Below are 25,886 nucleotides of genomic sequence, written 5' to 3'. Positions count from 1 at the left end.
TCATTATACAAAAAGAGGCGTGAATTACAATTCACGCCTCTTTTATTTTATACAACTAAGTTAATTAGTCATTGATTGTCCAAGATATGTAATATAAAGAACCTATTGATCCTGCTCCTGGTGCAATAAAATATTCCTTACCAGTTAAGTTAGTTCCTCCTATTTTAAACCTTGATTTAATTGCTGGAACTGTATAATTAACTTGAGCATCTAATACTGTTCTAGCATCAACTAACCCTTGTAAGAAAGATGATTGCCAATAGTATTCATCTTGCCAACGAGCATTAATGTTAAATCCAAAGTTTTTAAATAAGTTAGGGTGACCAAACTGAACTTTTACTTTGTGCTCTGGTGTGTTAAATGCTGGCTCAAAATCTGGGTCTGAAGCTTCATCAAAATCAAACTTAGCATAATTATAACTTGCTCCTAATTCAAATCCTTTAAATATTTTAGTCAACATGCCTATTCCAATACCATAAGAAGTTACATCTGCATTCGAGTTGGTATTTACAGAGAAAGAAGTTACATCATTGCTTTGTAGTGCTGCTAAAGCTTGTGCATCTGGATTACCGTTAGCATCAAAACCACCATAATGAGGCACAATAACATCTTTAATTGCTGTAAAAGACTCATAATTGTTATAGTAACCATTAATATCTAATTCTAAAATCTTATCTGAATTTAAATTGATAATACTTCTATATCCTAATTCATATGAGATAACTTTTTCTGGTTCAATTATACTTAATTGAGACTTTTTGAAGTTTCCTCTATCAAGCTCAGCTTTTGAAAAAGAGTTCTGAAAAGCATCAACCCCTGTTAAAGTTTTTCCTCCTCCAATATTAACTACGTATCTATCTAAATTATCTTCAACTCCACCTATTAAGTGTCCTGTTCCAATAGGAAGACCAAAGTACTGCTCTTGTAATGTTGGATTTCTAAATCCTGTTTGATAAGATGCTCTAATTACGTGATCTTTATTTTCACCTAATGAGTAATTTAAAGATACCCTTGGCGAATAATTTCCTTTAAAATTTGTTGACTTGTCATAACGAACAGATCCTGTAAACTTTAATCTTTCATCAAAAAACTTCTTTTGCAACTGAGTATAAATACCAAATTCATCAAATGATATTTTAGAATCTCTATCTGTAAATACTGAACCTTGAGAGTTTAAGTTCATTTTTCTATAAGAACCTCCTATTTGAATTTCTCCAAACTTAATTATATCACGGAAGTTATAGTTACCATCTGCATGGTAATATGATGTTTGATCTGATAATTTTGCCCCTCCTTCTGCTACTGATTTAGAAACCACATCTGTTGCAGCTTTATTAAACTCTGCAGTTCCTGGCATAAAACGACCACTATTAGCAAAATCTCTAGCTTTAGAGTGATCTCTTCCTTGACTTAAATAAGCATTTAAGTAATCTCCGAACCAATTTTTATCTTCTTTCCAAACTCGGTTTATGTTAATTGCCTTGAAACGAGAATCAAAATAATCTCCCGAATCGTTTGCAGTATAATATCCTCTTAAGAAAAAGTTTTTTCCTAAAAATTCTAACCTATGTTGCTCGAAAGAAAACCCATCTTGCACATATCTGTTTGCTCCTTGATAAATATTTTTACCTCTAGCAAATCTTGAATTCCAAACAATCTCTAAATTTTCATTAGCCCAAGGACGATAGTGTAATGAAGCATCAAACTTTAAACCGTTTGAATTGTAATCAACTAAACTTGATTCATCATACCCTGTTCTTGTAATTTTTTCATCAGGTAACGAATTGATAAGGTCTTGTGTAATTAATGGATTTGTTTTACTTGCTTCTGTTGCTATTTGTCTTAATGTAGCAGATACTTCATCTCCATATACGTTAATACCATCATATCCTGGTAAAGATCTATCTCCACCTATTTCAAAACCTCCAATTCCAGTAGAGTTCCCTATGTTATTAGCGTGCCATTCCTCTGCACTGAAATAAGTAAAGTTTACTTTACCCGCAAATTTATCGCTAAACTTGTAAGCCATGCGCATTCCAAAATCGTAGAAAGGATTGTTTCCTCCAGCTTCTTGAGAACTGTATCCTGTTTTGAAATAAGTACTAATACCAGAGTATTTAAATGGATTTTTACTCTTTAATAACATAATTCCATTAAAAGCATTTGCACCATATAAGGCAGAAGCAGCTCCTGGTAACACTTCAACACTTTCCACATCTAAATCCGAGCTCCCTGCTAAATTACCCATAGAAAATGTTAATGCAGGTACCGCAGTATCCATACCATCAACTAACTGTACAAAACGAGTGTTTTCAAAAGATGAAAATCCTCTTGTATTGATTGATTTAAAACCATAACCGGTTTCTCTTAAATCAATACCTTTTAAGTTAGCCATTCCATCATAATATGTTACCGATGTATTTTTTCTAATATCATTAATCCCCATTCTTTCGATAGTTACAGGAGATTCTATAACTCGTTCTGGAGATCTTGATGCAGATATTACAACTTCATCTAATGCAATGTTTTCTTTTAATATAACATTTACTTCTTGACCTTCTGATAGAATTTCAATTAATTCCGTTTTATATCCAAAAGCAGAAACCTGAAGACTTACCGGGTATGCCTCTTTTACTGTAATAGAAAAGTTTCCATCAAAATCAGAAGTAGCTCTTGCATCTTTCGAAATAATTACAGCATTAGAAAAAGGCTCTAGATATTCGTCATAGACTTTTCCTTTTATAGTAGTTTGTCCATATACAGATATAGCACAAACTACTAAAAATATAGATAGTAGATTTTTAAACATAATGTTTATTTTAATTGATTTGTGTTAAGTTATCGTTGGTTTATTTACTCATCTAGAGCAAACATAATAGGGAATCCGTATTTAACTGAAGTATTACCCCCTTGCTTTTTAGCTGGGATAAATTGAGGTAATTGTGATACTACTCGAACAGCTTCATTATTTAACAACTCTCCATTCGTTGGTCCTAAGGTTTTAATGTTCTTTACCTGTCCGTTTTTATCAATAATAAAACGAACCCAAACCTCACCTTGAATAGATTCTTTAACTGCTTGACTAGGGTACCTGAAATGCTTTTGAATATGTTTTACCATTTCAATATTAAAACAATCTAACCTGTCTCCTTTTTTAGCTTTTTCACAAGCCGTAAAAAGAGGTATCTTGTCTACAGTACTAAACTTTTCAGCTTTTCTTATTTCTTCGGCTGATAGTTTACTCGTTAGATCTTCAATATTATTCTTGATTACTAAGGATTTAGCAATCTCAGCTGATTCTTGAGTCTCATCAACTTTTGCTGTACCTACACTAGATAGGTCAGCTGCATTAGACACAACTTTCTTTTTGAACATCTCTCTCTTTTTTAGGTACCTTCTGTTAGCAGAAACCTTAACAGAGATTTGACGTGTTCCTTTGCTGTTTTTACTTTTAGGCTCAATCGTACATTTAGTAATACTATTTAAGTCTAAAGCTTCTTCAGGAGTTTCACAAACTTCACGTTGAGACATTACATTAGTAGTATATAGACAAACTAAAAATATAAATAAAATTACTTTTTTCACACTTAAGGGTTTTAATGATTTCCTAGTCAACTAATTAATATATTAATTAATAAAGAAAAATTAGCGGGCAAAAGTACTCTTTTTTTGTGAATTATTAAATTATTTATATAGTTAATCTACATCTGTATTCAATGTAAAATTCATAGGAAAACTATACAATACTTTAGAAGAAGTACCAGCTTGTTTTCCTGGTTTAAAATTTGGGAGCAACAATACAATTCTTTTTGCTTCTTCTTTTAAAAGTTCATGCACTCCTTCTCCTTCTGTTTTTATATCAGTAACCTTACCTGTTTCGTCAATTATAAAACTCACCAACACGTCACCTTCTATACCCTCATCCAAAGCTTTATCTGGATAAACTAAAGTATTAAGTATATGTTGCTGCATTTCATAATTGAAACAATCTGTTTTATCCATTGAAGAATCTGAGCAAGATAAAAACATAGGAATTTCATCAACTATATCAAAAGAAACACCTTTGCCCTCAGTTTTTCTAATGATTGGAGTAAGATTACTTAAATGATATGAATTTAGTTCATTAATTATTTTTAAAGAATGTAACTCTTTCGCTTTTAACTTTTCAGCCAAGCGAGTAACTTTTTCAAAATAAACACGTTTTTTTAAATATCTTCTACTAGAGACCGTAGTTACTATTAGAGGAGATTCTTCTTGATTGTCATCTTGTTTTTCAATCAAACATTTATCTATCGTATTTATATCTTTCGCATCATGATCTTTAGATGTACATTTTTCTTGTGCATTAATTAAATGTGTACTATATAAAATAGCTAACAAGAATATTATTATTTTTTTCATCACGATCTGTTTTGTTAAAACATGGTAACTCAATACAAAATTGAGCAGACAATTCTTTAGGCCTTTATTTTAAAAATTAAAAGCTTTATGAATACCTATTAAGTTTCAAGGCTGAATTAAACTAAGTTTAGAGTGTTAATGAATGAACTCTTTTCAACTTGATGTTCTACTAAAAATCGTGCTGATTTTTTATGCGAAGTTTTGTTATTTTTCATTTTTTAGGGGGGATAAAATGTTTAAAAAACTGGTTTACAATGTTTAAAAAAACACAGAAAATACTGTGTTAACATTTATAAATGTAATAAAAAAGAACTTAAATAACAATTATTTAAGTTCTTTTTGTGTTATCGTTGTGTTTTATTACTGTAAAAAACTAGTATTCTTGATATAAGAAATCGTTATAAGGAAAACGTTGTATATGTATCTTTTTCACTTCTTCATACACCTTTTCTTTAAAGTCTTCTAGATTATCTTTATTTAAGGCAGATATGAATATACTTTCTGTTTCTAAATCATTCATCCATGTTCTTTTCCAATCTTCTAAAGTATAATGTTCCTTAGTTTTCTCTGTAATCAAATCATCTTCATCAATTGTTTCATGAGTATAAGCATCTATCTTATTAAACACCATGACTGTAGGCTTATCTTTACTATCAATTTCGTCTAAAATTTTGTTTACAGAAGCAATATGATCTTCAAAATTTGGATGTGAGATATCTACTACATGTAATAGTAAGTCAGCTTCTCTAACTTCATCTAAGGTAGACTTAAACGATTCTACTAACTGAGTCGGTAATTTTCTAATGAATCCAACAGTATCGGTCATTAAAAATGGAATATTTTTAATGACTACTTTTCTCACTGTAGTATCTAAGGTTGCAAATAATTTATTTTCAGCAAAAACCTCACTCTTACTAATCACATTCATTAAGGTAGATTTCCCCACATTCGTATATCCTACCAAAGCAACGCGCACCATTTTACCACGGTTTTTACGCTGTATTGACATTTGCTTATCAATAGTTTCTAATTTCTTTTTAAGCAATGAGATTTTATCACGAATGATACGACGGTCGGTTTCAATTTCTGTTTCCCCTGGTCCACGCATCCCAATTCCCCCTTTTTGCTTATCAAGGTGGGTCCACATACGAGTTAATCGAGGTAACAAATATTGATATTGTGCCAATTCAACCTGAGCTTTTGCTGAACTAGTTTGTGCTCTACTCGCAAAAATATCTAGGATTAAGTTGGTTCTATCTAAAATTTTACAATCTAAAAAGCGTTCGATGTTCCTCAACTGTGCAGGCGATAATTCATCATCAAAAATTGCTGTTCCAATATCATTTGAATCTATATACGCTTTTACATCTTCTAACTTTCCTGTTCCTAAAAAAGTTTTCGGATTGGGCTTATCAAGTTTTTGTACAAAACGTTTTACAGCAACCCCTCCAGCTGTTAGAGTTAAAAACTCTAGTTCATCTAAATATTCTTCTGACTGTTTTTCGTCTTGATGTTGGGTTATAATTCCTATTAAAACCGCTTTTTCTGATATGGCTTCACGTGTTTCTATCATACGGTACAAAAGTACGAATTTATCAATGTAAAGTAATTAACTTATTTGTTTGAGAACTGGGTTATTTTTTAATCCTATAGTAACTCTTTAATTATCTTTTTTAATTGAGGCAATACCTCCTTTTCAAACCATGGATTTTTAGTTAACCAAAATCGATTTCTTGGTGATGGATGCGGCAGCACAAAATAGTCTGGTAAATATTCGTGAAAAGCATCTACCGTTTCTGTAAGCGTTCGTTTTGCTTTGTCTTTTAGATAGTAATTCTGAGCATACATACCAATTAAAATAACTAATTGTACATTGGGCATTTCATCTAACAAGGGTTGATGCCATAGAGGTGCACATTCTTTTCTTGGTGGTAAATCTCCTGATTTTCCTTTTCCTGGATAACAAAATCCCATTGGAATTATTCCAAAATTGTTTGTGTTGTAAAACTGCTCATCAGTAACACCTAGCCAATTTCGCAATTGCTTTCCACTAGCATCATCCCAAGGAATTCCTGATTGATGTACTTTTGTTCCTGGTGCTTGACCAACAATAATAACCTTTGATTGTTTACTTGCTAAAACAACAGGGTTAGGCTCTATAAAATCTTTACAAATAGTGCATTCACGAATATCGGATAGTAATTCTTCCATAGTTAAAAATACTAAAATCCTATCGATTTAAAAATGCTTTATTGATAAGAGATATCTCGATGCAATTTTGTGCTTATTCGCTTTACTCAAGAACAAAATCACTCGATATGACAAGTATTAAAACTTAATAAAATCATCAAAAGCTACGTAATAAGGTTGATCTTTAAAAACGGGTAGCTCTACACTCTCTGCATTAGCAATACCAATTCCTGCATACCAAACTTTTGCGTTTTGATTTTTTGCGTGTTCTTTAAAGGTTTCCATCCATAACACATCATATTCTTGTGGTGACTGAATGTTATTTGTAGTTTTTACCAATACAAAAATAGTAGGCTCTCCTTTTTTATACAACACAAACTGCGGATGTTTTTTCAACTCGCTATTGATTGCAACAAATTCATACCCCATTTCTTGCAGTTTCTTACCCACAATATTCATTCCTAAATTGTGGAGTTCTTGTTTGGTAAGTTCTTGCATTATTTACGTTTCTTATTGCGTTTGTTGTAGTTTTTATCCCCTCTAGTTTTTGGCTTTTTGTATTTCTTAGCAAGCTCTCTTCTATACGAACCTCCTTGATTTGTTTTTTTATTCTTTTCCTTTTTTTCGTGGAAAGCTGGACCTGCCTCATACTCTTGAGAAGTTCTATTTTTATTCACTTCTCTTTCTTCCTTCGGACGCTCTTCTTCCGTTAACTGCTTGGTTATTTCTACTTGTTCAGGAATTTCTAACTTCGGAATTGTATAATCCATTAACTCCTCTATTCTTTGTTTAGCTTCCTGCTCTTTTTCCGTAGCAAATAAAATTGCTTTCCCTTCACGTTCAGCACGACCTGTACGACCAATTCTGTGCATATAGTTTTCTGGGAAATGTGGCACATCAAAATTGATTACATGAGTAACCTCTTCTAAATCCAATCCACGAGCAATTACATCGGTTGCAATTAAGATTCGTTTTTCTCCTTTATTGAATTGTTCAATAGAACGTAAACGATAATTCTGTGTTTTGTTCGAGTGAATTACACAGGCTTGTGACGGAAATTCTTCAGCCACACAATCAAACAATCTATCTGCGTTTCTCTTATTCGGTGCAAACACCAATACTTTACTAAACTCCGATTTATCGAATAACAAATAGTTCAATAAGTTGACTTTTGTATAAAAATTCGGAACGTCATAACTTGTCTGTTGAATATTATCTAACGGAGTTCCACTAACTGCAATGGCTATTTTATGTGGTGCTATAAAAAAATCATCAATCAATGCTTCTACATCTTCCGTCATCGTTGCCGAAAACATGATGTTTTGACGTCGTTGTGGTAGTAAATCAAAGATATTTAACAACTGAAAACGGAAACCTAAATCAAGCATCACATCTACTTCATCAATCACTAATTTTTGAATAGATTTTAACTTTAACACATTACTTAATGCTAGATCGTATAAACGTCCTGGAGTAGCTACAATAATATCTGCCCCTTGCATAACTGCTTCTTTATGACGGTTCAAATTAACACCTCCATAAACCCCTACAGTTTTTAACGTAATGTACTTTGCTAACTTTTCAATTTCATCAACCACCTGCACAACTAATTCACGTGTAGGCACTAAAATCATCACTCTAGGATGTTGTTGTTTTGAGAACTTTAAATCGCGAAGTATAGGTAATAAATACCCAAAGGTTTTACCTGTACCTGTTTGAGCAATACCTACAACGTCTTTTCCTGAACGAATTACAGGAAAAGCTTGTTCTTGAATAGGTGTTGGATTAACGAAACCTAATTCTTCAATTGAATTTCTTAGTGGATTTGATAAGTCTAAATCTTGAAAAGTAGTCATTAACAATAATTTGATGCAAAGGTACAACCAATATTTTGTATATTTAAAGGACTTAATTCATTTTGATTATGGAAACACCTAAAAGATTAGAGCAAGCACTTATAAAGCTTTATAATGCTTTTCATAATGACGAATTAAACCCTGAATGTTGTTCAGCTTGTGCGGTTGGTAATATTTTAGATAACCGAGATAGCTGGAAACACCTAACAAATGGTCATGGTTCGCTAGAGTTAAGCTATGTTGGTAGGGTACATCAAAATTTAGGTAGAAAATTTAATGGTTACTCACCTTTAGAACTCTTACAGATTGAAAAAGTATTTTTAGAAGCTTGCGGATTTACTGTTCCACTATGTCACTACAACCCAAAACCTCAAGCCCCTACAAACAAAGAAGTTTTATTTAACGGGTTGGGTTCAGTTGTTAAACATTTATGCGAGCTAGAAGAAATACCTAATGTTATGGATTATTCTAAGATTTTTGAATATGAACAAGATAATCCTGTTTATAAGTTTGATGTGATTTACGAATAAATCATTTTGCAAAAAACATCGTTTTACAATCAAAGCACTTAAATTTTTTCTTATTAAAAAAGACAATCTTTTGAATGAGACTTCTTCTTTTTCTTCTAATCGAAATAGATTGGCAATTTGGGCAATTCATAGATTTAGTTTGGTTAAATATTTAGTAGATAGCTACAAAAGAAAACCATTCAGTTTAACTAAAGGTTAAAAAATCTATAATTGGTTGATTATTAATTACCAGTGGTCATTTTTACTGTATAAAAAAACCGATACAATATTGTATCGGTTTTATATTTAAAGTCACTATTAAGTGATTATCCTCCAAAGTCATCAAAACGAATGTTTTCGTCATCTAGACCAAAATCTTCACCCATTTTTTGTACTGCTTTGTTCATTAATGGTGGTCCACAGAAATATAATTCTAAATCCTCAGGACTTTCATGCTTAGATAAATATTGGTCTATTACAACTTGGTGAATAAACCCAACAAAACCATCTCCGCTTTCATCATTAATATCTTTTTTAACCTTCCAGTTATCTTCTTCTAATGGCTCAGATAATGCCAAGTAGAATTTAAAGTTTGGAAAGTCTTTTTCTAACGCTCTAAAGTAGTGAATGTAGAATAATTCTGCTTTAGAACGACCTCCGTACCAGTATGTTACTTTTCTACCGGTCTTTAAAGTTCTAAATAAATGATAAATATGTGAACGCATTGGTGCCATACCAGCTCCACCACCTACATATAGCATTTCAGCTTCAGAATCATTGATAAAGAATTCACCATAAGGTCCGGAAATAGTTACTTTATCTCCTGGTTTTTGATTAAAAATATACGAAGATGCTACTCCTGGATTTACATCCATCCATCCGCCTTTAGCACGGTCGAAAGGAGGTGTTGCTACACGAACATTTAACATGATTTCACGTCCTTCTGCAGGGTAAGAAGCCATAGAGTATGCTCTCTCTACAGTTTCTTCATTCTTCATTACCAATGGCCTTAGGTTAAATTTATCCCAATCAGCCTCAAATTTATCAGGCTCACCTGGATGATCTTGTGGATGTGCAGAAATATCCATATCAGCATACTTTATTTCACATGGTGGTATTTCAATTTGAATATACCCACCTGCTTTATAATCCATTTCTTCTGGAATCTCAACTACAAACTCCTTAATAAAGGTTGCTACGTTATAGTTTCTTACAACAGTTGCTTCCCATTTCTTAATTCCGAAAATTTCTTCTGGAATAGAAATATCCATGTCTTGTTTTACTTTTACCTGACATGCTAAACGAACACCATGTTGTAATTCTTTACGTGTAAAGTGAGGTGTTTCTGTTGGTAAAGCTTCACCTCCACCAGAATTTACGTGACACTCACATTGTACACAAGAACCACCACCACCACAAGCTGATGGTAAGAAGATTTTTTCATTACCTAAGGTAGATAATAAAGTTCCTCCTGATGGTACTTCTATTGTCTTTTCACCATTAATTGTAATTTTTACAGGTCCAGATGGTGCTAACTTTTGCTTTACAAATAATAATAACGCTACTAAAACTAAGATTACCGCTAAAAACGCTAATACTGTAATAGCAACTGTTCCTCCTGTGCTTACTTCTAAAAATACCATTATTCTGTAATTTCTTTAGTGTTATTAGCTAATTCTTCAGCTTTCTCTTCAGTTGTTTCAACTTTCTTCTCTTCTACTTCTTTCTTTTCAACCTGAACTGCTGTAGTTTCTTCTTTTTTACCTTCATCATCACCACCTGTTAACATTCCACCGAAACTCATAAATCCGATAGCCATTAAACCTGTAATGATAAATGTAATTCCTAATCCTCTTAACGCTGGTGGTACAGATGAATATCTGATTTTTTCACGAATAGCTGCAATTGCTAAAATTGCTAAGAACCATCCGATACCAGAACCTACACCGTAAGTTAATGATAAACCTAATGTTGGGATTTCACGTGATTGCATGAATAACGATCCTCCTAAAATTGCACAGTTTACAGCAATTAACGGTAAGAAAATTCCTAAAGAGTTATATAATGCTGGCGCAAATTTTTCTACAATAATTTCTACCAATTGTACCATGGTTGCAATTGTTGCAATAAACATGATGAATGATAAGAAACTTAAATCATAGTCTGCATACTCAGCTCCTAACCACTTTAAAGCTCCAGGTTGTAATAAATACTGATCTAACAACCAGTTTACTGGTACAGTTACCGCTAATACGAAAATAACGGCTGCTCCTAAACCTACGGCTGTTGATACTTTTTTAGATACTGCAAGGTATGAACACATTCCTAAGAAGGTTGCGAATACCATGTTATCTATAAATATCGACTTGAAAAATAATTCTATATGTTCCATTTCTCTATATTTTTAATGAATACTAACTTAGGTTAGTCTTCTACTAATGCTTTATTTCTTGTACGTTGTACCCAAATAATAATACCTACAACAATTAATGCCATTGGTGATAATAACATAAATCCGTTGTTTTCATATCCTAAAGCATACAATCCTGTTTTCTCGATAGGATCTCCTAATACTTTAAATCCTAATAAAGTACCTGAACCTAATAGCTCTCTAAAGAATCCTACAATAATTAAGATTACTGCGTATCCTAAAGCATTACCAATACCATCTAAGAAAGATCTCCAAGGTCCGTTACCTAAAGCAAATGCCTCAAAACGTCCCATGATAATACAGTTGGTAATAATTAACCCAATAAATACCGATAGGGTTTTACTTAAATCGTACGCAAATGCTTTTAACACTTGGTCTACAATAATTACTAAAGTAGCTACTACGATTAACTGTACAATAATTCTAATTTTTGATGGAATAATATTTCTCATTAACGAGATTACCACATTTCCTACTCCTAATACAAATAATACCGATAAAGACATTACAATAGAAGCTTTTAACTCTGCCGTAATTGCTAATGCAGAACAAATACCTAATACTTGAATAGTAATTGGGTTATTATCTGCTAGTGGATCAGTAATTAACGCTGCGTCTTTTTTTGATAAAAGTCCCATATTTATTTTAATGTTTTAAAGTAAGGTACGTATAAACCTAATTCAGATTTAATCATTGCAGCTACACCGTCTCCAGTAATTGTAGCTCCTGCAATGGCATCTACCTCATTATCGTTCTTATCTTCGTTCTTTGGATCATTGTTTGATTTAGAAACTGCAATTCCTTTAAAAGAACCATTGCTCATTAAATCTTCTCCAATAAAATCATCCATAAAGAAACGTTGCTTAATATTAGCTCCTAAACCTGGTGTTTCTCCTTTGTGATCAAAGAAAACTCCTTGAACTACCATGTCTTTATCCATTGCAACATATCCCCAAATAGCATCCCAAAGACCTTTACCTCTAATTGGTGCGATGTAAAATGTAGTTCCATCTTTTTCACCTACAAATAATGGTAATTTTCTTGTTTTACCTTCTTTAGCTGCTGTTTGTTGTTTTTTAACATCAATTAAATATGCTTTAGCATCCTCAGAAACATTTTCTCCTTCGATTACTAGTTGTTTTTTGATGTATTTAGCAAACTCATCAGCTACTTTATCTTTTGAAACAAACTCAATACTTGTTTCATCATTTTCGTTTACACCCATAGCATACAAAATATTTTGTTGCTTTTCGATACGCTTATTTCCGTCGATTGTTGGGCGAAGTGATGACGCTGTAAAAGCTAACAACGCACCCACTACTAGTACCATTCCTATTGCGAATACTACCGTATATACATTACTATCTGTCTTCTTACTCATAATTAGGCAGTTTTAGCTTTTAAACGTTTTAATCTTCTTTTTACATTTCCTTGAACCACGTAGTGATCGATAGTTGGAGCAAATACGTTCATTAATAAGATCGCTAACATTACTCCTTCTGGATATGCTGGGTTGAATACACGAATCATAATCGAGATAAATCCGATTAAGAAACCGTAAATCCATTTTCCTTTGTTAGTTTGTGCTGCTGTTACAGGGTCAGTTGCCATGTACACCGCTCCAAATGCAAAACCTCCAATTAATAAATGTTTCCAGAAGTCTAAGCTCATTAATCCGTAAAACTTACTAGTTTCACCAACCCATCCCATATCAACTACTTGATTGAAGATGAATCCCATTACTAAAGCTCCGATTACTGAAGATAACATGATTCTCCAGCTTCCGATCTTTGTAAAGATTAAGAATAAAGCTCCTAATAAGATTAATAATGTTGAAGTTTCTCCTACTGAACCTGGAATAAATCCGAAGAACATATCAGAAACTGAGTGTTGTAATGGTTGTGATTGTGCTAAACTACCTAAGATTGTTTCTCCTGAGATAGCATCAGGTACACCATTCGTTCCTAACATTCCTACACGAGGATCTGCTCCGTGAACCCATACTTTATCTCCTGACATCCAAGTTGGATATGCGAAGAATAAAAATGCACGAATTGTTAACGCTGGGTTTAAGATGTTCATTCCTGTACCACCAAATACTTCTTTACCAATTACAACACCGAAAGCTACAGCTACAGCTAACATCCATAATGGTAAATCTACTGGTACGATTAACGGAACTAACATTCCTGTTACTAAGTAACCTTCTTCTACTTCGTGTCCTTTAATTACAGCGAAGATAAATTCGATTACTAAACCTACTAAATACGATACAATTACTAATGGTAAAATTTTAGTTAAACCAACTAGGAAATTGTCCATATTCCAAAAGTCTCCACTAAAGAAAGACATTCCTTCAGTAAAGCCATTAATTGCAGCGTTGTGTTGATACCCTGCATTAAACATACCGAAAAGTAAACATGGTACTAATGCCATAATTACTGTATTCATGGTACGCTTTAAATCATCGGCTGCCTTGATATGAGTTCCTCCATGAGTAGTCTCATTTGGCAAATATAAAAAGGTGTGGATTGCGTTAAACGCAGGCGCCATCTTAGTACCTTTATATTTCTCTTTTAAATTATGTAAATTTTGTTTTAAGCCCATATCTTATCCTAATTCTTCTCTCATTAAATCTAATCCTTCACGAATTATTTTTTGGTGAGGTTGTTTCGATACACAAATAAATTCTGTTAATGCAAAATCTTCTGGTGCAATTTCATAAGCTCCTAATCCTTCCATTTCGTCAAGATCTTTATACATACAAGCTTTTAATAATTGCATCGGATAGATATCTAACGGAAAAATTTCTTCATACGAACCAGTTACCACAAATGCTCTGTGTTCACCGTTAGTATTCGTATTTAAGTCATACTTTTTCTTCGGGGTTAACCAAGAAAATGTTAATGCTCTAGAAGTAGATATCTTATCAAAGATTGGCTTATTCCATCCGAAGAATTCATAATCATCTCCTTCAGGAATTGCAGTAATCATGTTGTCATAGTACCCTAAGAAACCATCTTCTCCAACTTGCACACCGCTTAATACATTTCCACTAATAACACGTGCGTTATCAGCATCTAAGTTTTCTTTAACAATATCAGCAACTTGTGCTCCTGCTTTTGCAGTAACATATTGTGGCTTGTTAAATTTAGACCCTGCTAAAGCAAGAGTACGAGTAATATTAAACTTACCTGTTAATAATAACTCCCCAATAACAACTAAGTCTTGTGGTGTTACTACCCACACAACTTCTCCTTTATTAATAGGGCTAATCTGTGCTATTTGTGTGCTTACGTTACCAGATGGGTGTGGTCCAGAAACTTTATGTAGCTCTACTCCTTTCACGTCTTTAAACGGTGATAGTGTTGAGTTTTTAGCAACAGAAACGTGAACTTTACCAGTAGTTAACTTTGTTAACGCTGTTAAAGCAGCCTGTAACTCAGCTTCTTTACCTTTCAATGCGTAATCATAATCAGCTGCTAAAGGTGCACTTGCGTAGGCTGATACAAAAATTGCTTTTGGTGCTTGATTAGGGTTTGCAACCACGTCGTACGGACGTTGTTTTACAAACGGCCAACAACCTGAAGCAAATAAGTGATTTTTCACCTCTTCTCCAGACATTGCATCAACATCTTTCTTACCAAAATCTTTGTATTCCTGCTGTGCATCAGCAGTGATTTTAATTGCTAAAACTTTTCTTCGTGCTCCACGAACGATTTCCGTAACTTTACCACTAACCGGACTAGAAAATAAAATACGCTCGTCACTTTTTGCATGAAAAAGTGCTTCACCTGCTTTTACTTCTGTACCTTCTTTCGCTAAAATTTTAGGAATAACGCCGTGAAAATCATCTGGCTTTACTGCAAACACACTACCTAATGGAAGTTCGGTAGTTACCTGTTCTGCCTCGCCAACTAGCTTGATATCCAAGCCTTTCTTAATACGGATGTCTTTTGACATAGGAACTGATTAATTTGATTTTCTTAAAAACATGCAAATTTAAAAATTTTGAAATCCACCGCAGAATAAAACCATTTTTATCTTCAAGAAACAACATTATTTATATTTATTCTAAATAAAAACATTGTCTTTGGCGTATATTTTGATATTTTTGTTAATTATGAAATTAAGAAGCCTACTTATCGTTGTTTTATTCTGTACTATTTACAGCTATGCTCAAAACATAAAAACAGTTCAACTTCGCCCTAAGCACAATTCTGAACAATATGCTCCAATTGTACGTTTAAGTGAAGTTTTAAAACTTTCTTTTGATGATTTAGATGCTGACAGCAAACAATATCAGTACAAAATTGAACATATGACACATGATTGGAAACCTAGCTCAATGCCTAGCAACCAATATATCCAAGGTTTTGAACAAAATGAAATCATCAATTTTTCAAATTCATTCAACACGCTTCAGCCCTACACGCATTATTGGGTTGAAATACCGAATCAGAACACCATTATTACCAAAAGTGGCAATTATTTAATTTCTGTTATTGATGAAAATTACGAGGTTGTTTTCACCAGAAAATGTGTATTTTATGAAGATATAACCACCGTAGGTGTAGCTGTTTTTAGAAGTAGAAACGCCTCAACAGCTAACCAACAACAAACTGTTCAATTCTCAATAAACCATCCTAATTTACAAATCAACAATCCTTCACAAGAAATTAATGTAACACTATTTCAAAATCACAATTGGAATACAGCTATTAACAGTTTACAACCTATATTCATTAAACCTCAGCAATTACTGTATAACCACACTGTGGAAACTAATTTTTGGGCAGGTAATGAATTTTTAAATTTTGACACCAAATATATTAGAAACAGCAGTTTAAATGTAGCTAAAGTTACGCGTGACAATTTATATCACAGTTATATATATACTGATGAACCTCGAGCAGACAAACCTTACACCTACAATCCAGATATTAATGGACAGTTTGTAGTAAGAACCACCGAACGAGACGCAAATAACGAACAAGATGATACCGAAGCTGATTACTCTTTAGTTCATTTCTCATTAGATGCTTTTGAGCCTTATGAAAACAAAGATGTGTATGTGTATGGTGCTTTCAATAATTATAAATTATCAGAAGAAAACAAAATGACCTATGATTCTAGTCAAGGAATTTACAAAGCCATTTTACCTTTCAAACAAGGTTTTTATAACTATAGTTATGCTACATTAAATTCAAACAACATTGTTAACTTACATGAAATAGATGGATCATTTTTCCAAACTGAAAACGAATATACTGTGGTTGTTTACTACAAACCTTTTGGTGAAATTTACGACAGAGTCATTGGTGTTGGTAATGGTTATTTTAATCAAAATAAGTAAGCCTTACAATAAACATTGACTAAAAAGTGAAAAAGAACTATCTTTATCCTATGTTTCAGCAAGTAACTAAGGGGATAAAAATTTCGGTAAAAACTTCTTTCAAAGGTACCGTTTACAGGGGCTATCAGCAGTACTATGCCTTTAGCTACTATATTACTATTGAAAACAGATCAAAAGAAACCGTAAAACTACTTGAACGCTTTTGGGTTATTTTTGATGCTCTTAACAACACTGAATATGTAGAAGGCGAAGGTGTTGTTGGAGAAACTCCTACCTTAAAACCAAACGACATTTACAACTACAAATCTAATTGTTTCTTACTTTCAACAACAGGAGCAATGGGTGGTAATTATAAAATGATTAACACAAAAACCTTAGAAGAGTTTTTAGTTATCATACCAACTTTTCAACTAACTACTACGTCTACTTTAAACTAATGAGCAAAAAAAATAAAGTTGCAGTTATAAAAGACCCTAACTGTTTAAATTGCGGATATCCTTTTACTCGTCATGAAAAATTTTGCCCTGAATGCGGACAACATAATAGAGGAAAAAAAATCACTTTAAGTGTTTTTCTTCGTGAACTTTTTGCTGGTTTCTTTTCTTTAGACACAAAGTTTTGGAGAACATTAATCCCTTTACTAATTAATCCTGGAAAAGTTTCGAAAGATTATATTGAAGGAAGAAGAATCCGATACACTAATCCGTTTCGATTTTATTTAGCTACAACAATTATTTTCTTTTTGATTCTGGGAGCAATTAATAGTTATGACCATTTTGAAAAACTTAGAAAAGGCACTCCCAACGACAGCTCTTTTTTGAATATTAACGTTGAAAACAAAGAAGCAAGACAACTTAACATTAGTCAGCTACACGACCTTGTGTTTGGCGAAATAAAACTGAATCAAAAAAAAACAGACTCTTTAAATCTAAACAAAAAGGACCCAACAAAAGAAGTAGATTCAGTTCAAAATCATATTAACAATTCTGTTTTTTATAGTTTCTTAAAGTTTGAAGAAGAAAACCCAAACCTTTCTACCGAAAGCGCTCTAGATAGTTTAAAAATTGAAAAGAATTTTAGTAACCGCTTTTTATATTCTAAGGTTAAACTCGTAAACTCATATGTAAGAAATGACGACGAACGTAATAAATTCAACAAACAACTTTTCTCGTATATCTCTATTTCGTTATTTGTTTTACTTCCTTTGTTTACTCTTTTCTTAGCCTTTATATACATTCGAAGAAAATACACTTATGTTGAACATTTAGTCTTTGTTTTTCATGTACAAACCGTGTTTTTTCTACTTGCTAGTATTTTTTACATCATAGGTTTTATCAACAAAAGCAGTAATAATTTACTTACAATTTTTTCTATACTCTTTTTAGTGTATTTATTTATAGCAATGAAAAAATTTTACGGTCAATCGTTCTTTAAAACACTCATTAAATACTTTATCATAAACACCGTTTTTGTAACTCTGATGTTTTTTGGTATAGTAATAGTTTGGGCTATAACTTTTGCGCTGTATTAACTTTTAATTCAACAGTTGTAAAAAGAAGTTTTTTGAAGTGTTTTTAAGCTTTATCGTTGCTTTTAACTGATTGTTATTAGCTACAGACAATTCCAATACCTGAACTTTATCTAGATAGTTGTTTTTAAAAGAATATATCCCCCTATCTTTTGCTTGATATTGAGCCACATCAAACGAAAAATAAAACTTATCATCAAGTTTTTTAAGCTTATTTAAAACTGGTTGTTTTTGCGAAGTGAATTGTAACTCGCTCTCTTTACAAAAACTATACGTGGTAAACAGAGGCATTAGGGTTAACACTTCGTTATCTTCCACTTGTTTGATTACCTCTTTTTCATGCAAATACTCACATAATCCCTCTCCTTCTAAATTAAAAGTTACGTTAGGAGTTATTGTATTTTGGATCTCTTTTTTCTCCACTTTATTAAAGTCATCATCGTACTCATAAGTTACAATAGTATCTGATTTCTTAACAAATGAAGAAAGGTTAAAATCCATCTCTCCGTTCCATTTAGCAGCAATGGAATCTAATGATAATGTAGTAAGCTTTCTAAATTTTCCTGAAGCATTTTTTGGTAAAATCTTAGCTAGTTTTTTAGTGTTTAATTTCCCTGAAGTAGTAGCAATAGCATCAGCTTCAAAACTAGCTTCAAAAGGCAAGAAAATATCGTTATTTTCATTTAATTTCCCTTCAATACTTAACTGACCTTCATCAACCAAAACTTTGAAGAAACCTCCTTTATCCGTACTGAATGCTATCGGGCTTTTATGTTTTTTAATATTCGAAAAAATTTCAGCATCATCAGAAAAGTAATTCCCCTTATCAAGAACCTCTATTAACTCATTAGAAACCTTAGCACTTTTATCAACCTTAAATAGTATTTGAACTTCGTTATTGTTAACTACACAAGTAATTTGTTGTTTCCTGTAAATGGTAATTTTCCCTACCTTTTCTTCTTTAAATCCCGTTTCTTTTAAAACCTCAACAAAATCGTTTTTAACCGAAACTTTATCACTGATTAAAAACCCTTTGAATTCTTGTTGATTCGTATACAAAAACACACTATTAGGAACTTCAATTTGATCTAACAACGAGCGTTGTTTTTCTTTTACTGTAGATGATTTTTTAAAATCTACTTGAGAAAGTGGATGCTCTAAAAAGCTAGTAAGTATATTGTATTCTATTTCTCGAAGGTTAATATGGATAACCGCCTCTGCAGAAACAGGAACTTTTCCTGCATAAATTACGGTTGGATTGTATCTAAAAAACCCAACCGTAACTATAATACAGCATACTATTAAAAAGATATATGCTATTTTTTTTATCATTCAGTTTATTTCGCTACCGAGTTGATAAATTTTAATAATAATTTTAAGGTGTTTTCTTCTGTTCCTTGCGTTGAAAGTTTTAACTCAGAAGAAATGGTGTTTCCTTTCATTCTAGAAACTCTAAATACAGCATCATTCATGTTTTCAGTAGAAAAATGTAAGGCTTCTTTTTCTGATTTACTCATCCACTCACTCGGTACTTTGTTTAAAATTGCGTTCACATCAGCATACAATACAGTTGAATTATCTCTTACTAATTTACTATGTTTTTTAGTATTGAAATTTGTAGTACCGTTAGCAATATTTAATGCCCCAGTTTTAGAAGTTGTTAAATACAACACATCGTTTTTCACTACAGAATATAAACCAAATGGCAAATCTGCTTTTTTAGTTACAAACTCAACTACATTATCCTGAATTTTTACTGCATTGTGCTTTGCTCCTATCTGATAAAACTTATTTAATAACTCTTCTTTCTCAGAACCAATCATTAACGTGAAATCTGGCACAAAATCTTCTTTTGTTTTTGTTACTTCTTTACGCTTGTAATCTTTATCATACTCATAGGTAGTGTACTCAACTTCTTTTTTAGCAAAATCATTCAACACTAACAATGCATCACCTGTAATTAATTCGCCAATAGCTTTTTCGTCTATTACTAAAGAAAATAAATCTCCTACAATTTCAATTTCTTCTTGAAACTTAGGCAAAATACCTCCATACATTTTATTGATCAATTCTGGATACTGCTTTAATGTTTCTTCAGTGTTTAAAGAAATACTCCAGAAAGCTAAAGCCTTATCATGATCGAAACTGTTAACCAAGTTACGGTTCATTCTCTTATTGTAAATCTTCTTAAAAGACTTGCTCATATCAGAACTAACCGCCATATCTAACAAAATTCTTGCATCATCTTTTTCAAAAAACAAGTTTGCAGTTACTTCTTCAACTCCATAAACATTTTGATTTCCTTCAGCATATAAAGGATAAAAACTGTTTCCAAAAGATTTAAAAACATCTGTCATTAACTCACCATAATTACGCACCCATAATGTTGCTGATGAATTTTTCTTTTTACTTTTTTGAAACTTTCTGTTTGAAGCAATTGATTTAGAGTAGTTTTTATCAAAAACATTCAATCCATATTCTTTCGACCATTCTCTAGCTAATCTTCTCTTGAAGTTATAGTTGTATTCTCCTTCTTCTTTCAACTGCTCTAAACGCTCTTTGTTATCAGAGAAAAATGATGAAGACATACTTCCGTTTATAAGTAATAACGTGTGGTCATTCCAAATTTTAAAAGAAGAACGTCCTGCAATGTAACTATAATTTCCTTCCGTTTTAAGCTTCTTCTTTTCGCGTTCATACAACAAAGATTCAAACGTTTTTCTATCATTTAACTCAACATAAAAGTTATGATACGAAATACTATCCGTCTTTGTTAAGAAATAATATGCGTTTGCATTAATATTCACCCCTGCCTTAGCAACAGAAGAAACTTTATGTTTAATTACTTCATTCTCTTTACTTCTCTCTTCATTCTCATCGACAACTGCCGCTTGAGACTTATCCTCGTAATTCCTATAATCTCTATTTAAATCTTTTAAAATCTCTCTTCCAATAGCATTTTCATCAATATCCGACACATTGATTAACTTAAATAAGTTTTCTGCATTTGCAGAGATTAGCACATCAACATTCTCAGGTATTTTAGTCTCTAATTTTTGAGCTTGTATAACTGTAATAGTGTTTAAAAGCAGTAGTGTAGCAATAATTTTTTTCATGTGTTTGTTTTTGCTTTTTAAAATCATAAGTAACCTTTGATGATTAAAGTAATCTTTATACTTTCTATTTAAAAGATTCTTTTAACCATGTGGGTTTCACCCTGATTTTAATTTTCTAATTGTATTTTATTTTTGATTGTTTGTGTGTTCGATATAATATCTTGTGCTTGTAAATGCAGCATAATTGCTTTTTTACTTTTTGATATTCTTGCTTGGTTATTCTCAGTCGATTTTATAGGTTCTTCAAATCGATAAACACTCGTATAAGTAGCCGTTTCAAATACTTTACGATCTTGATTTTTTGTTTTTTGAAACTCTTTTCCTAAATCGAAATGATGACTACGAGTAAACGTTTTGTTTTCTTTATTATAGGTAAAGTGCTGATTTTTCTTAATCGCTTCTATATGCTTCTTTGAACTGAAGTTAGAAATCACTTCGTTCAAAGCTTCAACATTATCAAAATCACACGAAACAGTTACGATAAATTCGTTAAAATCTAACGTGTTTTTTACGTTATGAACCCCTTTGGTCTGCTTTATTTTGTAAACTATTTCGTTTACTTTGTTTCTAATAGTAGTTTTAGATGGTACTTTGTAACCATTAATACTATCAAGCAACATTATTGAGGCTAATTTTGTTTTACTCTTACTTAAATTGATAGTTAATACAGCACTACCCGAACCATCTTTATTAAAGCTAACTTCTTCTACAAACTCAAAGCAACTTGTAAACAAAAAAGTAGAAATAAGTGAGAATAGCAATAGTAATCTTTTGTTCATATTAATTTTTTGGCAAAGATACCAAATAGGTTTAATTACGAACGAATGATTTCTTCTTGTATTGTGTTAATATTTGAATGTAAATCGTAGTAAGTCATGGTAAGTTCATTGTCTTTTTTTACCACAGAAGTAATACTTACTGTTTCAACATAACTACGTTTCATTTTTAATGAAATTTCTGGAGTTCCTCTAGTTTCATCTTGATGAAAGTTAACAATATTTAACTGATTAATCTCTTGAGTAGTATTTAACCATTCTGAAAACCATTCTCTTCTTAATTGTTTCATTTCTTCACCATATAAAGTTGAAGACGACCATATTTTAGGCTCATTACCCAACTCCTGAAAATGTTTTTCAACTCCATCCCAAACCAGTTCATATGCTTTTAGTTCGTTTGCCCAATCTACCAACACAATTGTAAATGGCTCTATTCCTTCAAAATTAAAACCTTTAATCATTTCAACAGGGTTATCAACCTTTAGTAATTGCTTTACAATAACTCCTCTACTCATGCGGTAAGATTCCGCTCTTTTGTGTTTGGTAAAACCTCCGTTCAATAAACAAATCAATCGGTGTTTTTCACTTAAACCAATCCATGTGCCTCCTGCCAGTTCATCTTTCGGGTAGGTTAACTTCACTCCTTCTTCACAGTAAGTTTTTGGCGCAATTGTTTTACGCTTCGGATCTTCATCTCTATTAGAAGTTAAAATAAAATTATTATCCTTTAAAGGTAAATAAGTTACCGTACACATGTTGTTCTCCTTTTATTAAATTCAAGCCTTTTGTCCACCTAAATATTCCTAAAATAACCTTAACTTTGTCTTTTTAAGAAAGTTTTCAAGACTTTTCAATAACAAAGAAAGAAATTTAATTCAACAAACAACATACAAAAATGGGAAAAGGATTTTTTCACGTACCGACTGCCATTAATGAAACTGTAAAAGGATATGCTCCTGGATCTCCAGAGCGCGAAGCAGTTTCTAAACAATACAAAGAATATTTTAACGGATCTATGGATGTACCAATGTATATCGGTAGTGAAGAAGTTAGAACAGGAAAGACTGAAAACATGACTCCTCCTCACGATCATCAACATGTAGTAGGACAATTTCATGTTGGAGACAAATCGCATGCTAAAAAAGCTATTGCTGCTGCTTTAGAAGCTCGTACTAAATGGGCACAAATGCCTTGGGAACAAAGAGCTGCTATCTTTTTACGTGCTGCTGAATTAATCGCAGGTCCTTACCGTGCAAAGATTAATGCTGCAACAATGATTGCACAGTCTAAAACAGTTCATCAAGCAGAAATCGATTCAGCTTGTGAGTTAATCGACTTCTTACGTTTCAACGTAGAGTATATGACTGATATTTACAGTGAGCAACCTAATTCTGATGACGGAATTTGGAACCGCGTTGAATACAGACCATTAGAAGGATTTGTGTACGCTGTAACTCCGTTTAACTTTACTGCTATTGCTGGAAACTTACCTGCATCTGCAGCAATGATGGGGAATGTTGTAGTTTGGAAACCTTCTAGTAGCCAAGTTTTTTCTGCTAACGTAATTATGCAAATCTTTAAAGAAGCTGGTTTACCTGATGGTGTTATCAATTTAGTATTAGGAAATCCTGCTGATATTACTGAAGTTGTATTAGCTTCTCCTGATTTTGCTGGAATCCACTTTACTGGTTCTACAAACGTATTCCAAGATATTTGGAAGAAAATTGGAGAAAACATCCATATTTATAAAACATATCCAAAAATTGTTGGTGAAACAGGAGGTAAAGATTTTATCGTTGCTCACCCATCAGCAAACGCTAAGCAAGTAGCTACTGGTATTTCTCGTGGTGCTTTCGAATTCCAAGGACAAAAATGTTCTGCAGCTTCAAGAGTATACTTACCAAAATCATTAGCTGAAGAAACTTTAAATTATGTAAAAGAAGATATCGCTTCTTTCAAAATGGGTTCTCCAGAAGATATGAGCAACTTTATCACAGCTGTAATCCACGAAGGATCTTTTGATAAATTAGCTAGATATATCGATCAAGCTAAAGCTGATGCTGACGCTGACGTTATTGCAGGTGGTAACTACGATAAATCTAAAGGATACTTTATCGAGCCAACAGTTATCTTAACTACTAATCCTAAATACACGACTATGGAAACTGAATTATTCGGTCCTGTAGTAACTGTATATGTATATGAGGATGCTGATTGGGCTGAAACATTACAATTAGTTGACGGAACTTCTGAATACGCTTTAACAGGTGCTGTATTCTCTACAGATCGTTATGCAATTGCTGAAGCTACTAAGGCATTAGAAAACTGTGCTGGTAACTTCTACATAAACGATAAGCCAACAGGAGCTGTAGTAGGACAACAACCATTTGGTGGAGCAAGAGCTTCAGGAACAAACGATAAAGCAGGATCTGCTCAAAACTTATTACGTTGGGTATCTCCTCGTTTAATCAAAGAAACATTTGTTTCTCCAACTGATTACCGTTACCCTTTCTTAGGATAAGATATTCCGATTACGGAACTTTATATAACTAAAAGCAACCTCACTTCGGCTACGCTCAGTAACCAAGTAGGTTGCTTTTTTATTTGTTTTCAAACAGAATTCAACTAATTTCGTTTAGCAACCATTCGAGATGTTTAAAAACGATGAATTACAAAGAAATACTTGAAAATGTATATGAGAAAATAACTCCTATTGAAAACACAGGTGAGTTAGCTACCTATATTCCTGAATTGGCCACCATTGATTCAGAAAAATTTGGTGTGCATATATCAACCATTTCCAACACCAATTTTGGTTTAGGTAATTTTCAAGAAAAATTCTCTATACAAAGTATTGCTAAAGTATTATCTCTTTGTTTGGCGTATAAGCATCTTGGTGAATCTATTTGGGACAGATTAGGTGTAGAACCTTCTGGAAATAGTTTTAACTCATTGATACAACTGGAAACGGATAATGGTATTCCTAGAAATCCGTTTATCAACGCAGGTGCTATTGTAATTGCTGATATTTTAATTAGTAGCTTGATAAACCCTAAGGAAGATTTATTGAATTTCATTAAAAGTCTTTCGATAAATCAAGATATTAACTACTCAGCAAAAATTGCGGCTTCTGAAAAATCGGTAGGATATCGAAATGTTGCCTTATGTAATTTTATTAAGTCCTACGGAAACATATACAATGACCCTGAAGTGGTATTGGATTTCTATTTCGATTTATGTTCGTTGGAACTCACTTGCGAACAACTTTCTGAATTGTTTTTCTTCTTAGCCAATAACGGAGAAACACGACAAGATGAACAAATACTAACTAAAAGTCAATCCAAAAGAATCAATGCATTAATGCAAACTTGCGGTTTTTATGACGAATCTGGGGAGTTTGCTTTTAAAGTTGGACTTGCAGGAAAAAGTGGAGTTGGCGGTGGTATTATTGCCATACACCCTAACCAGTATGCGATTGCAGTATGGAGTCCTAAATTGAATAAAAAAGGAAACTCCTACAGAGGTATGCGCTTTTTAGAGGAGTTTACCACCCTTTCTGAACAGTCTATTTTTTAGGTTTAATCCAATTGGAGTTTTACTTTTTTTAAAACAGCTTAATTCTTAAACGCACTTTTTATTTTTTGGTACAAAAATTGATATAAAAAAAGAGAATATAAAAAGTTTTGCAGAAAAATATATTTCACTACATTTGTAGTATATAAT

Annotated in this window: 23 protein-coding genes; 6 read left to right on the top strand and 17 right to left on the bottom strand. The window is 32.5% G+C overall.

What is annotated here, in order from left to right:
• Positions 1-64: 64 nt before the first annotated feature.
• The 7 genes from ACKTSU_RS01335 to ACKTSU_RS01305 all read right to left on the bottom strand — a co-directional run bounded on the left by ACKTSU_RS01335 (position 65) and on the right by ACKTSU_RS01305 (position 8,447).
• A complete protein-coding gene (locus tag ACKTSU_RS01335) occupies positions 65-2,809 on the bottom strand; it encodes a TonB-dependent receptor (RefSeq protein ID WP_408034584.1) in 2,745 nt (914 codons plus the stop codon).
• 44 nt (positions 2,810-2,853) lie between these two features.
• Entirely contained in the window at positions 2,854-3,585 is a 732-nt protein-coding gene (locus tag ACKTSU_RS01330) for an energy transducer TonB (protein WP_408034583.1), read from the bottom strand.
• 111 nt (positions 3,586-3,696) lie between these two features.
• Entirely contained in the window at positions 3,697-4,401 is a 705-nt protein-coding gene (locus ACKTSU_RS01325; protein WP_408034582.1) for an energy transducer TonB, read from the bottom strand.
• Positions 4,402-4,774: 373 nt separating this feature from the next.
• The gene (hflX, locus tag ACKTSU_RS01320; protein WP_408034581.1) at positions 4,775-5,974 is read right to left on the bottom strand and encodes a GTPase HflX; all 1,200 of its coding nucleotides are present in this window, start codon (positions 5,972-5,974) and stop codon (positions 4,775-4,777) included.
• Between the two features lie 74 nt (positions 5,975-6,048).
• Entirely contained in the window at positions 6,049-6,612 is a 564-nt protein-coding gene (locus ACKTSU_RS01315) for a uracil-DNA glycosylase family protein (RefSeq protein ID WP_408034580.1), read from the bottom strand.
• A gap of 117 nt (positions 6,613-6,729) precedes the next feature.
• Positions 6,730-7,089 (bottom strand): Na(+)-translocating NADH-quinone reductase subunit F, encoded by a 360-nt coding sequence (locus ACKTSU_RS01310; RefSeq protein ID WP_299005692.1) that lies wholly within the window; start codon positions 7,087-7,089, stop codon positions 6,730-6,732.
• Entirely contained in the window at positions 7,089-8,447 is a 1,359-nt protein-coding gene (locus ACKTSU_RS01305) for a DEAD/DEAH box helicase (RefSeq protein WP_408034579.1), read from the bottom strand. Before ACKTSU_RS01305 ends, ACKTSU_RS01310 begins: the two co-directional genes overlap by 1 nt.
• A 68-nt stretch (positions 8,448-8,515) precedes the next feature.
• Between ACKTSU_RS01305 and ACKTSU_RS01300 the strand changes: the two genes are divergently transcribed.
• A complete protein-coding gene (locus ACKTSU_RS01300) occupies positions 8,516-8,977 on the top strand; it encodes a Na(+)-translocating NADH-quinone reductase subunit F (RefSeq protein WP_408034578.1) in 462 nt (153 codons plus the stop codon).
• 305 nt (positions 8,978-9,282) lie between these two features.
• On the opposite strand, the gene nqrF is transcribed toward ACKTSU_RS01300, so the two are convergent.
• From nqrF to ACKTSU_RS01270, 6 genes are read right to left on the bottom strand one after another with little or no spacing between them, the layout of a single operon-like run.
• On the bottom strand, positions 9,283-10,599 hold the full coding sequence (nqrF, locus tag ACKTSU_RS01295) for an NADH:ubiquinone reductase (Na(+)-transporting) subunit F (RefSeq protein WP_408034577.1): 1,317 nt from the start codon (positions 10,597-10,599) through the stop codon (positions 9,283-9,285).
• Positions 10,599-11,348: an NADH:ubiquinone reductase (Na(+)-transporting) subunit E gene (gene nqrE / locus ACKTSU_RS01290; protein ID WP_028891370.1), complete on the bottom strand. Its 750-nt coding sequence runs from the start codon at positions 11,346-11,348 to the stop codon at positions 10,599-10,601. The genes nqrF and nqrE overlap by 1 nt, the downstream gene beginning before the upstream one ends.
• Positions 11,349-11,380: 32 nt before the next feature.
• Positions 11,381-12,025, bottom strand: coding sequence for an NADH:ubiquinone reductase (Na(+)-transporting) subunit D (locus tag ACKTSU_RS01285; RefSeq protein WP_028891371.1), 645 nt, complete (start codon positions 12,023-12,025; stop codon positions 11,381-11,383).
• Between the two features lie 2 nt (positions 12,026-12,027).
• Positions 12,028-12,768, bottom strand: coding sequence for a Na(+)-translocating NADH-quinone reductase subunit C (locus ACKTSU_RS01280; RefSeq protein ID WP_408034576.1), 741 nt, complete (start codon positions 12,766-12,768; stop codon positions 12,028-12,030).
• 2 nt (positions 12,769-12,770) lie between these two features.
• A complete protein-coding gene (locus tag ACKTSU_RS01275; protein WP_408034575.1) occupies positions 12,771-13,994 on the bottom strand; it encodes an NADH:ubiquinone reductase (Na(+)-transporting) subunit B in 1,224 nt (407 codons plus the stop codon).
• 3 nt (positions 13,995-13,997) lie between these two features.
• Positions 13,998-15,350 carry a Na(+)-translocating NADH-quinone reductase subunit A gene (locus ACKTSU_RS01270; RefSeq protein ID WP_408034574.1) on the bottom strand — a complete coding sequence of 451 codons (1,353 nt, stop codon included), beginning with the start codon at positions 15,348-15,350 and terminating at the stop codon, positions 13,998-14,000.
• A gap of 160 nt (positions 15,351-15,510) precedes the next feature.
• Between ACKTSU_RS01270 and ACKTSU_RS01265 the strand changes: the two genes are divergently transcribed.
• Genes ACKTSU_RS01265 through ACKTSU_RS01255 form a run of 3 tightly spaced genes read left to right on the top strand, consistent with a single transcriptional unit; the run spans position 15,511 to position 18,274 of the window.
• Positions 15,511-16,743, top strand: a complete 1,233-nt coding sequence (locus ACKTSU_RS01265; protein WP_408034573.1) for a type IX secretion system plug protein — start codon at positions 15,511-15,513, stop codon at positions 16,741-16,743.
• Between the two features lie 50 nt (positions 16,744-16,793).
• A complete protein-coding gene (gene apaG, locus ACKTSU_RS01260; protein ID WP_408035318.1) occupies positions 16,794-17,180 on the top strand; it encodes a Co2+/Mg2+ efflux protein ApaG in 387 nt (128 codons plus the stop codon).
• A complete protein-coding gene (locus ACKTSU_RS01255; RefSeq protein ID WP_408034572.1) occupies positions 17,180-18,274 on the top strand; it encodes a DUF3667 domain-containing protein in 1,095 nt (364 codons plus the stop codon). The genes apaG and ACKTSU_RS01255 overlap by 1 nt, the downstream gene beginning before the upstream one ends.
• A gap of 3 nt (positions 18,275-18,277) precedes the next feature.
• Here ACKTSU_RS01255 and ACKTSU_RS01250 read toward each other — a convergent pair whose 3' ends face one another.
• The 4 genes from ACKTSU_RS01250 to ACKTSU_RS01235 form a co-directional block, all read right to left on the bottom strand.
• Positions 18,278-19,603: a hypothetical protein gene (locus ACKTSU_RS01250; protein WP_408034571.1), complete on the bottom strand. Its 1,326-nt coding sequence runs from the start codon at positions 19,601-19,603 to the stop codon at positions 18,278-18,280.
• Positions 19,604-19,608: 5 nt separating this feature from the next.
• Positions 19,609-21,387 carry a hypothetical protein gene (locus ACKTSU_RS01245; RefSeq protein WP_408034570.1) on the bottom strand — a complete coding sequence of 593 codons (1,779 nt, stop codon included), beginning with the start codon at positions 21,385-21,387 and terminating at the stop codon, positions 19,609-19,611.
• 107 nt (positions 21,388-21,494) lie between these two features.
• Entirely contained in the window at positions 21,495-22,166 is a 672-nt protein-coding gene (locus ACKTSU_RS01240) for a hypothetical protein (protein WP_408034569.1), read from the bottom strand.
• A gap of 35 nt (positions 22,167-22,201) precedes the next feature.
• Positions 22,202-22,918, bottom strand: a complete 717-nt coding sequence (locus ACKTSU_RS01235) for an NRDE family protein (RefSeq protein WP_298996924.1) — start codon at positions 22,916-22,918, stop codon at positions 22,202-22,204.
• Positions 22,919-23,058: 140 nt separating this feature from the next.
• On the opposite strand from ACKTSU_RS01235, the gene pruA reads away from it, so the two are divergent.
• Both pruA and ACKTSU_RS01225 read left to right on the top strand, forming a co-directional pair.
• On the top strand, positions 23,059-24,684 hold the full coding sequence (gene pruA / locus ACKTSU_RS01230; protein WP_408034568.1) for an L-glutamate gamma-semialdehyde dehydrogenase: 1,626 nt from the start codon (positions 23,059-23,061) through the stop codon (positions 24,682-24,684).
• A gap of 143 nt (positions 24,685-24,827) precedes the next feature.
• On the top strand, positions 24,828-25,739 hold the full coding sequence (locus ACKTSU_RS01225; protein ID WP_408034567.1) for a glutaminase: 912 nt from the start codon (positions 24,828-24,830) through the stop codon (positions 25,737-25,739).
• The last annotated feature ends 147 nt before the right edge of the window (positions 25,740-25,886 follow it).

Source organism: Tenacibaculum aestuarii, from assembly GCF_964510395.1.
Classification (GTDB): domain Bacteria; phylum Bacteroidota; class Bacteroidia; order Flavobacteriales; family Flavobacteriaceae; genus Polaribacter; species Polaribacter aestuarii.
This window is presented reverse-complemented; position numbering and strand designations above follow the sequence as displayed.

Bases quoted from the DNA above. Each gene is read 5' to 3' on its own strand.
- ACKTSU_RS01325 (WP_408034582.1), bottom strand. From the start codon at position 4,401: ATGAAAAAAATAATAATATTCTTGTTAGCTATTTTATATAGTACACAT.
- apaG (WP_408035318.1), top strand. From the start codon at position 16,794: ATGTTTCAGCAAGTAACTAAGGGGATAAAAATTTCGGTAAAAACTTCT.
- nqrF (WP_408034577.1), bottom strand. From the start codon at position 10,599: ATGGTATTTTTAGAAGTAAGCACAGGAGGAACAGTTGCTATTACAGTA.
- ACKTSU_RS01250 (WP_408034571.1), bottom strand. From the start codon at position 19,603: ATGATAAAAAAAATAGCATATATCTTTTTAATAGTATGCTGTATTATA.
- ACKTSU_RS01265 (WP_408034573.1), top strand. From the start codon at position 15,511: ATGAAATTAAGAAGCCTACTTATCGTTGTTTTATTCTGTACTATTTAC.
- ACKTSU_RS01315 (WP_408034580.1), bottom strand. From the start codon at position 6,612: ATGGAAGAATTACTATCCGATATTCGTGAATGCACTATTTGTAAAGAT.
- ACKTSU_RS01285 (WP_028891371.1), bottom strand. From the start codon at position 12,025: ATGGGACTTTTATCAAAAAAAGACGCAGCGTTAATTACTGATCCACTA.
- ACKTSU_RS01280 (WP_408034576.1), bottom strand. From the start codon at position 12,768: ATGAGTAAGAAGACAGATAGTAATGTATATACGGTAGTATTCGCAATA.
- ACKTSU_RS01240 (WP_408034569.1), bottom strand. From the start codon at position 22,166: ATGAACAAAAGATTACTATTGCTATTCTCACTTATTTCTACTTTTTTG.
- ACKTSU_RS01310 (WP_299005692.1), bottom strand. From the start codon at position 7,089: ATGCAAGAACTTACCAAACAAGAACTCCACAATTTAGGAATGAATATT.
- ACKTSU_RS01305 (WP_408034579.1), bottom strand. From the start codon at position 8,447: ATGACTACTTTTCAAGATTTAGACTTATCAAATCCACTAAGAAATTCA.
- ACKTSU_RS01255 (WP_408034572.1), top strand. From the start codon at position 17,180: ATGAGCAAAAAAAATAAAGTTGCAGTTATAAAAGACCCTAACTGTTTA.
- ACKTSU_RS01335 (WP_408034584.1), bottom strand. From the start codon at position 2,809: ATGTTTAAAAATCTACTATCTATATTTTTAGTAGTTTGTGCTATATCT.
- ACKTSU_RS01245 (WP_408034570.1), bottom strand. From the start codon at position 21,387: ATGAAAAAAATTATTGCTACACTACTGCTTTTAAACACTATTACAGTT.
- ACKTSU_RS01275 (WP_408034575.1), bottom strand. From the start codon at position 13,994: ATGGGCTTAAAACAAAATTTACATAATTTAAAAGAGAAATATAAAGGT.
- ACKTSU_RS01270 (WP_408034574.1), bottom strand. From the start codon at position 15,350: ATGTCAAAAGACATCCGTATTAAGAAAGGCTTGGATATCAAGCTAGTT.
- hflX (WP_408034581.1), bottom strand. From the start codon at position 5,974: ATGATAGAAACACGTGAAGCCATATCAGAAAAAGCGGTTTTAATAGGA.
- ACKTSU_RS01300 (WP_408034578.1), top strand. From the start codon at position 8,516: ATGGAAACACCTAAAAGATTAGAGCAAGCACTTATAAAGCTTTATAAT.
- ACKTSU_RS01225 (WP_408034567.1), top strand. From the start codon at position 24,828: ATGAATTACAAAGAAATACTTGAAAATGTATATGAGAAAATAACTCCT.
- pruA (WP_408034568.1), top strand. From the start codon at position 23,059: ATGGGAAAAGGATTTTTTCACGTACCGACTGCCATTAATGAAACTGTA.
- ACKTSU_RS01235 (WP_298996924.1), bottom strand. From the start codon at position 22,918: ATGTGTACGGTAACTTATTTACCTTTAAAGGATAATAATTTTATTTTA.
- nqrE (WP_028891370.1), bottom strand. From the start codon at position 11,348: ATGGAACATATAGAATTATTTTTCAAGTCGATATTTATAGATAACATG.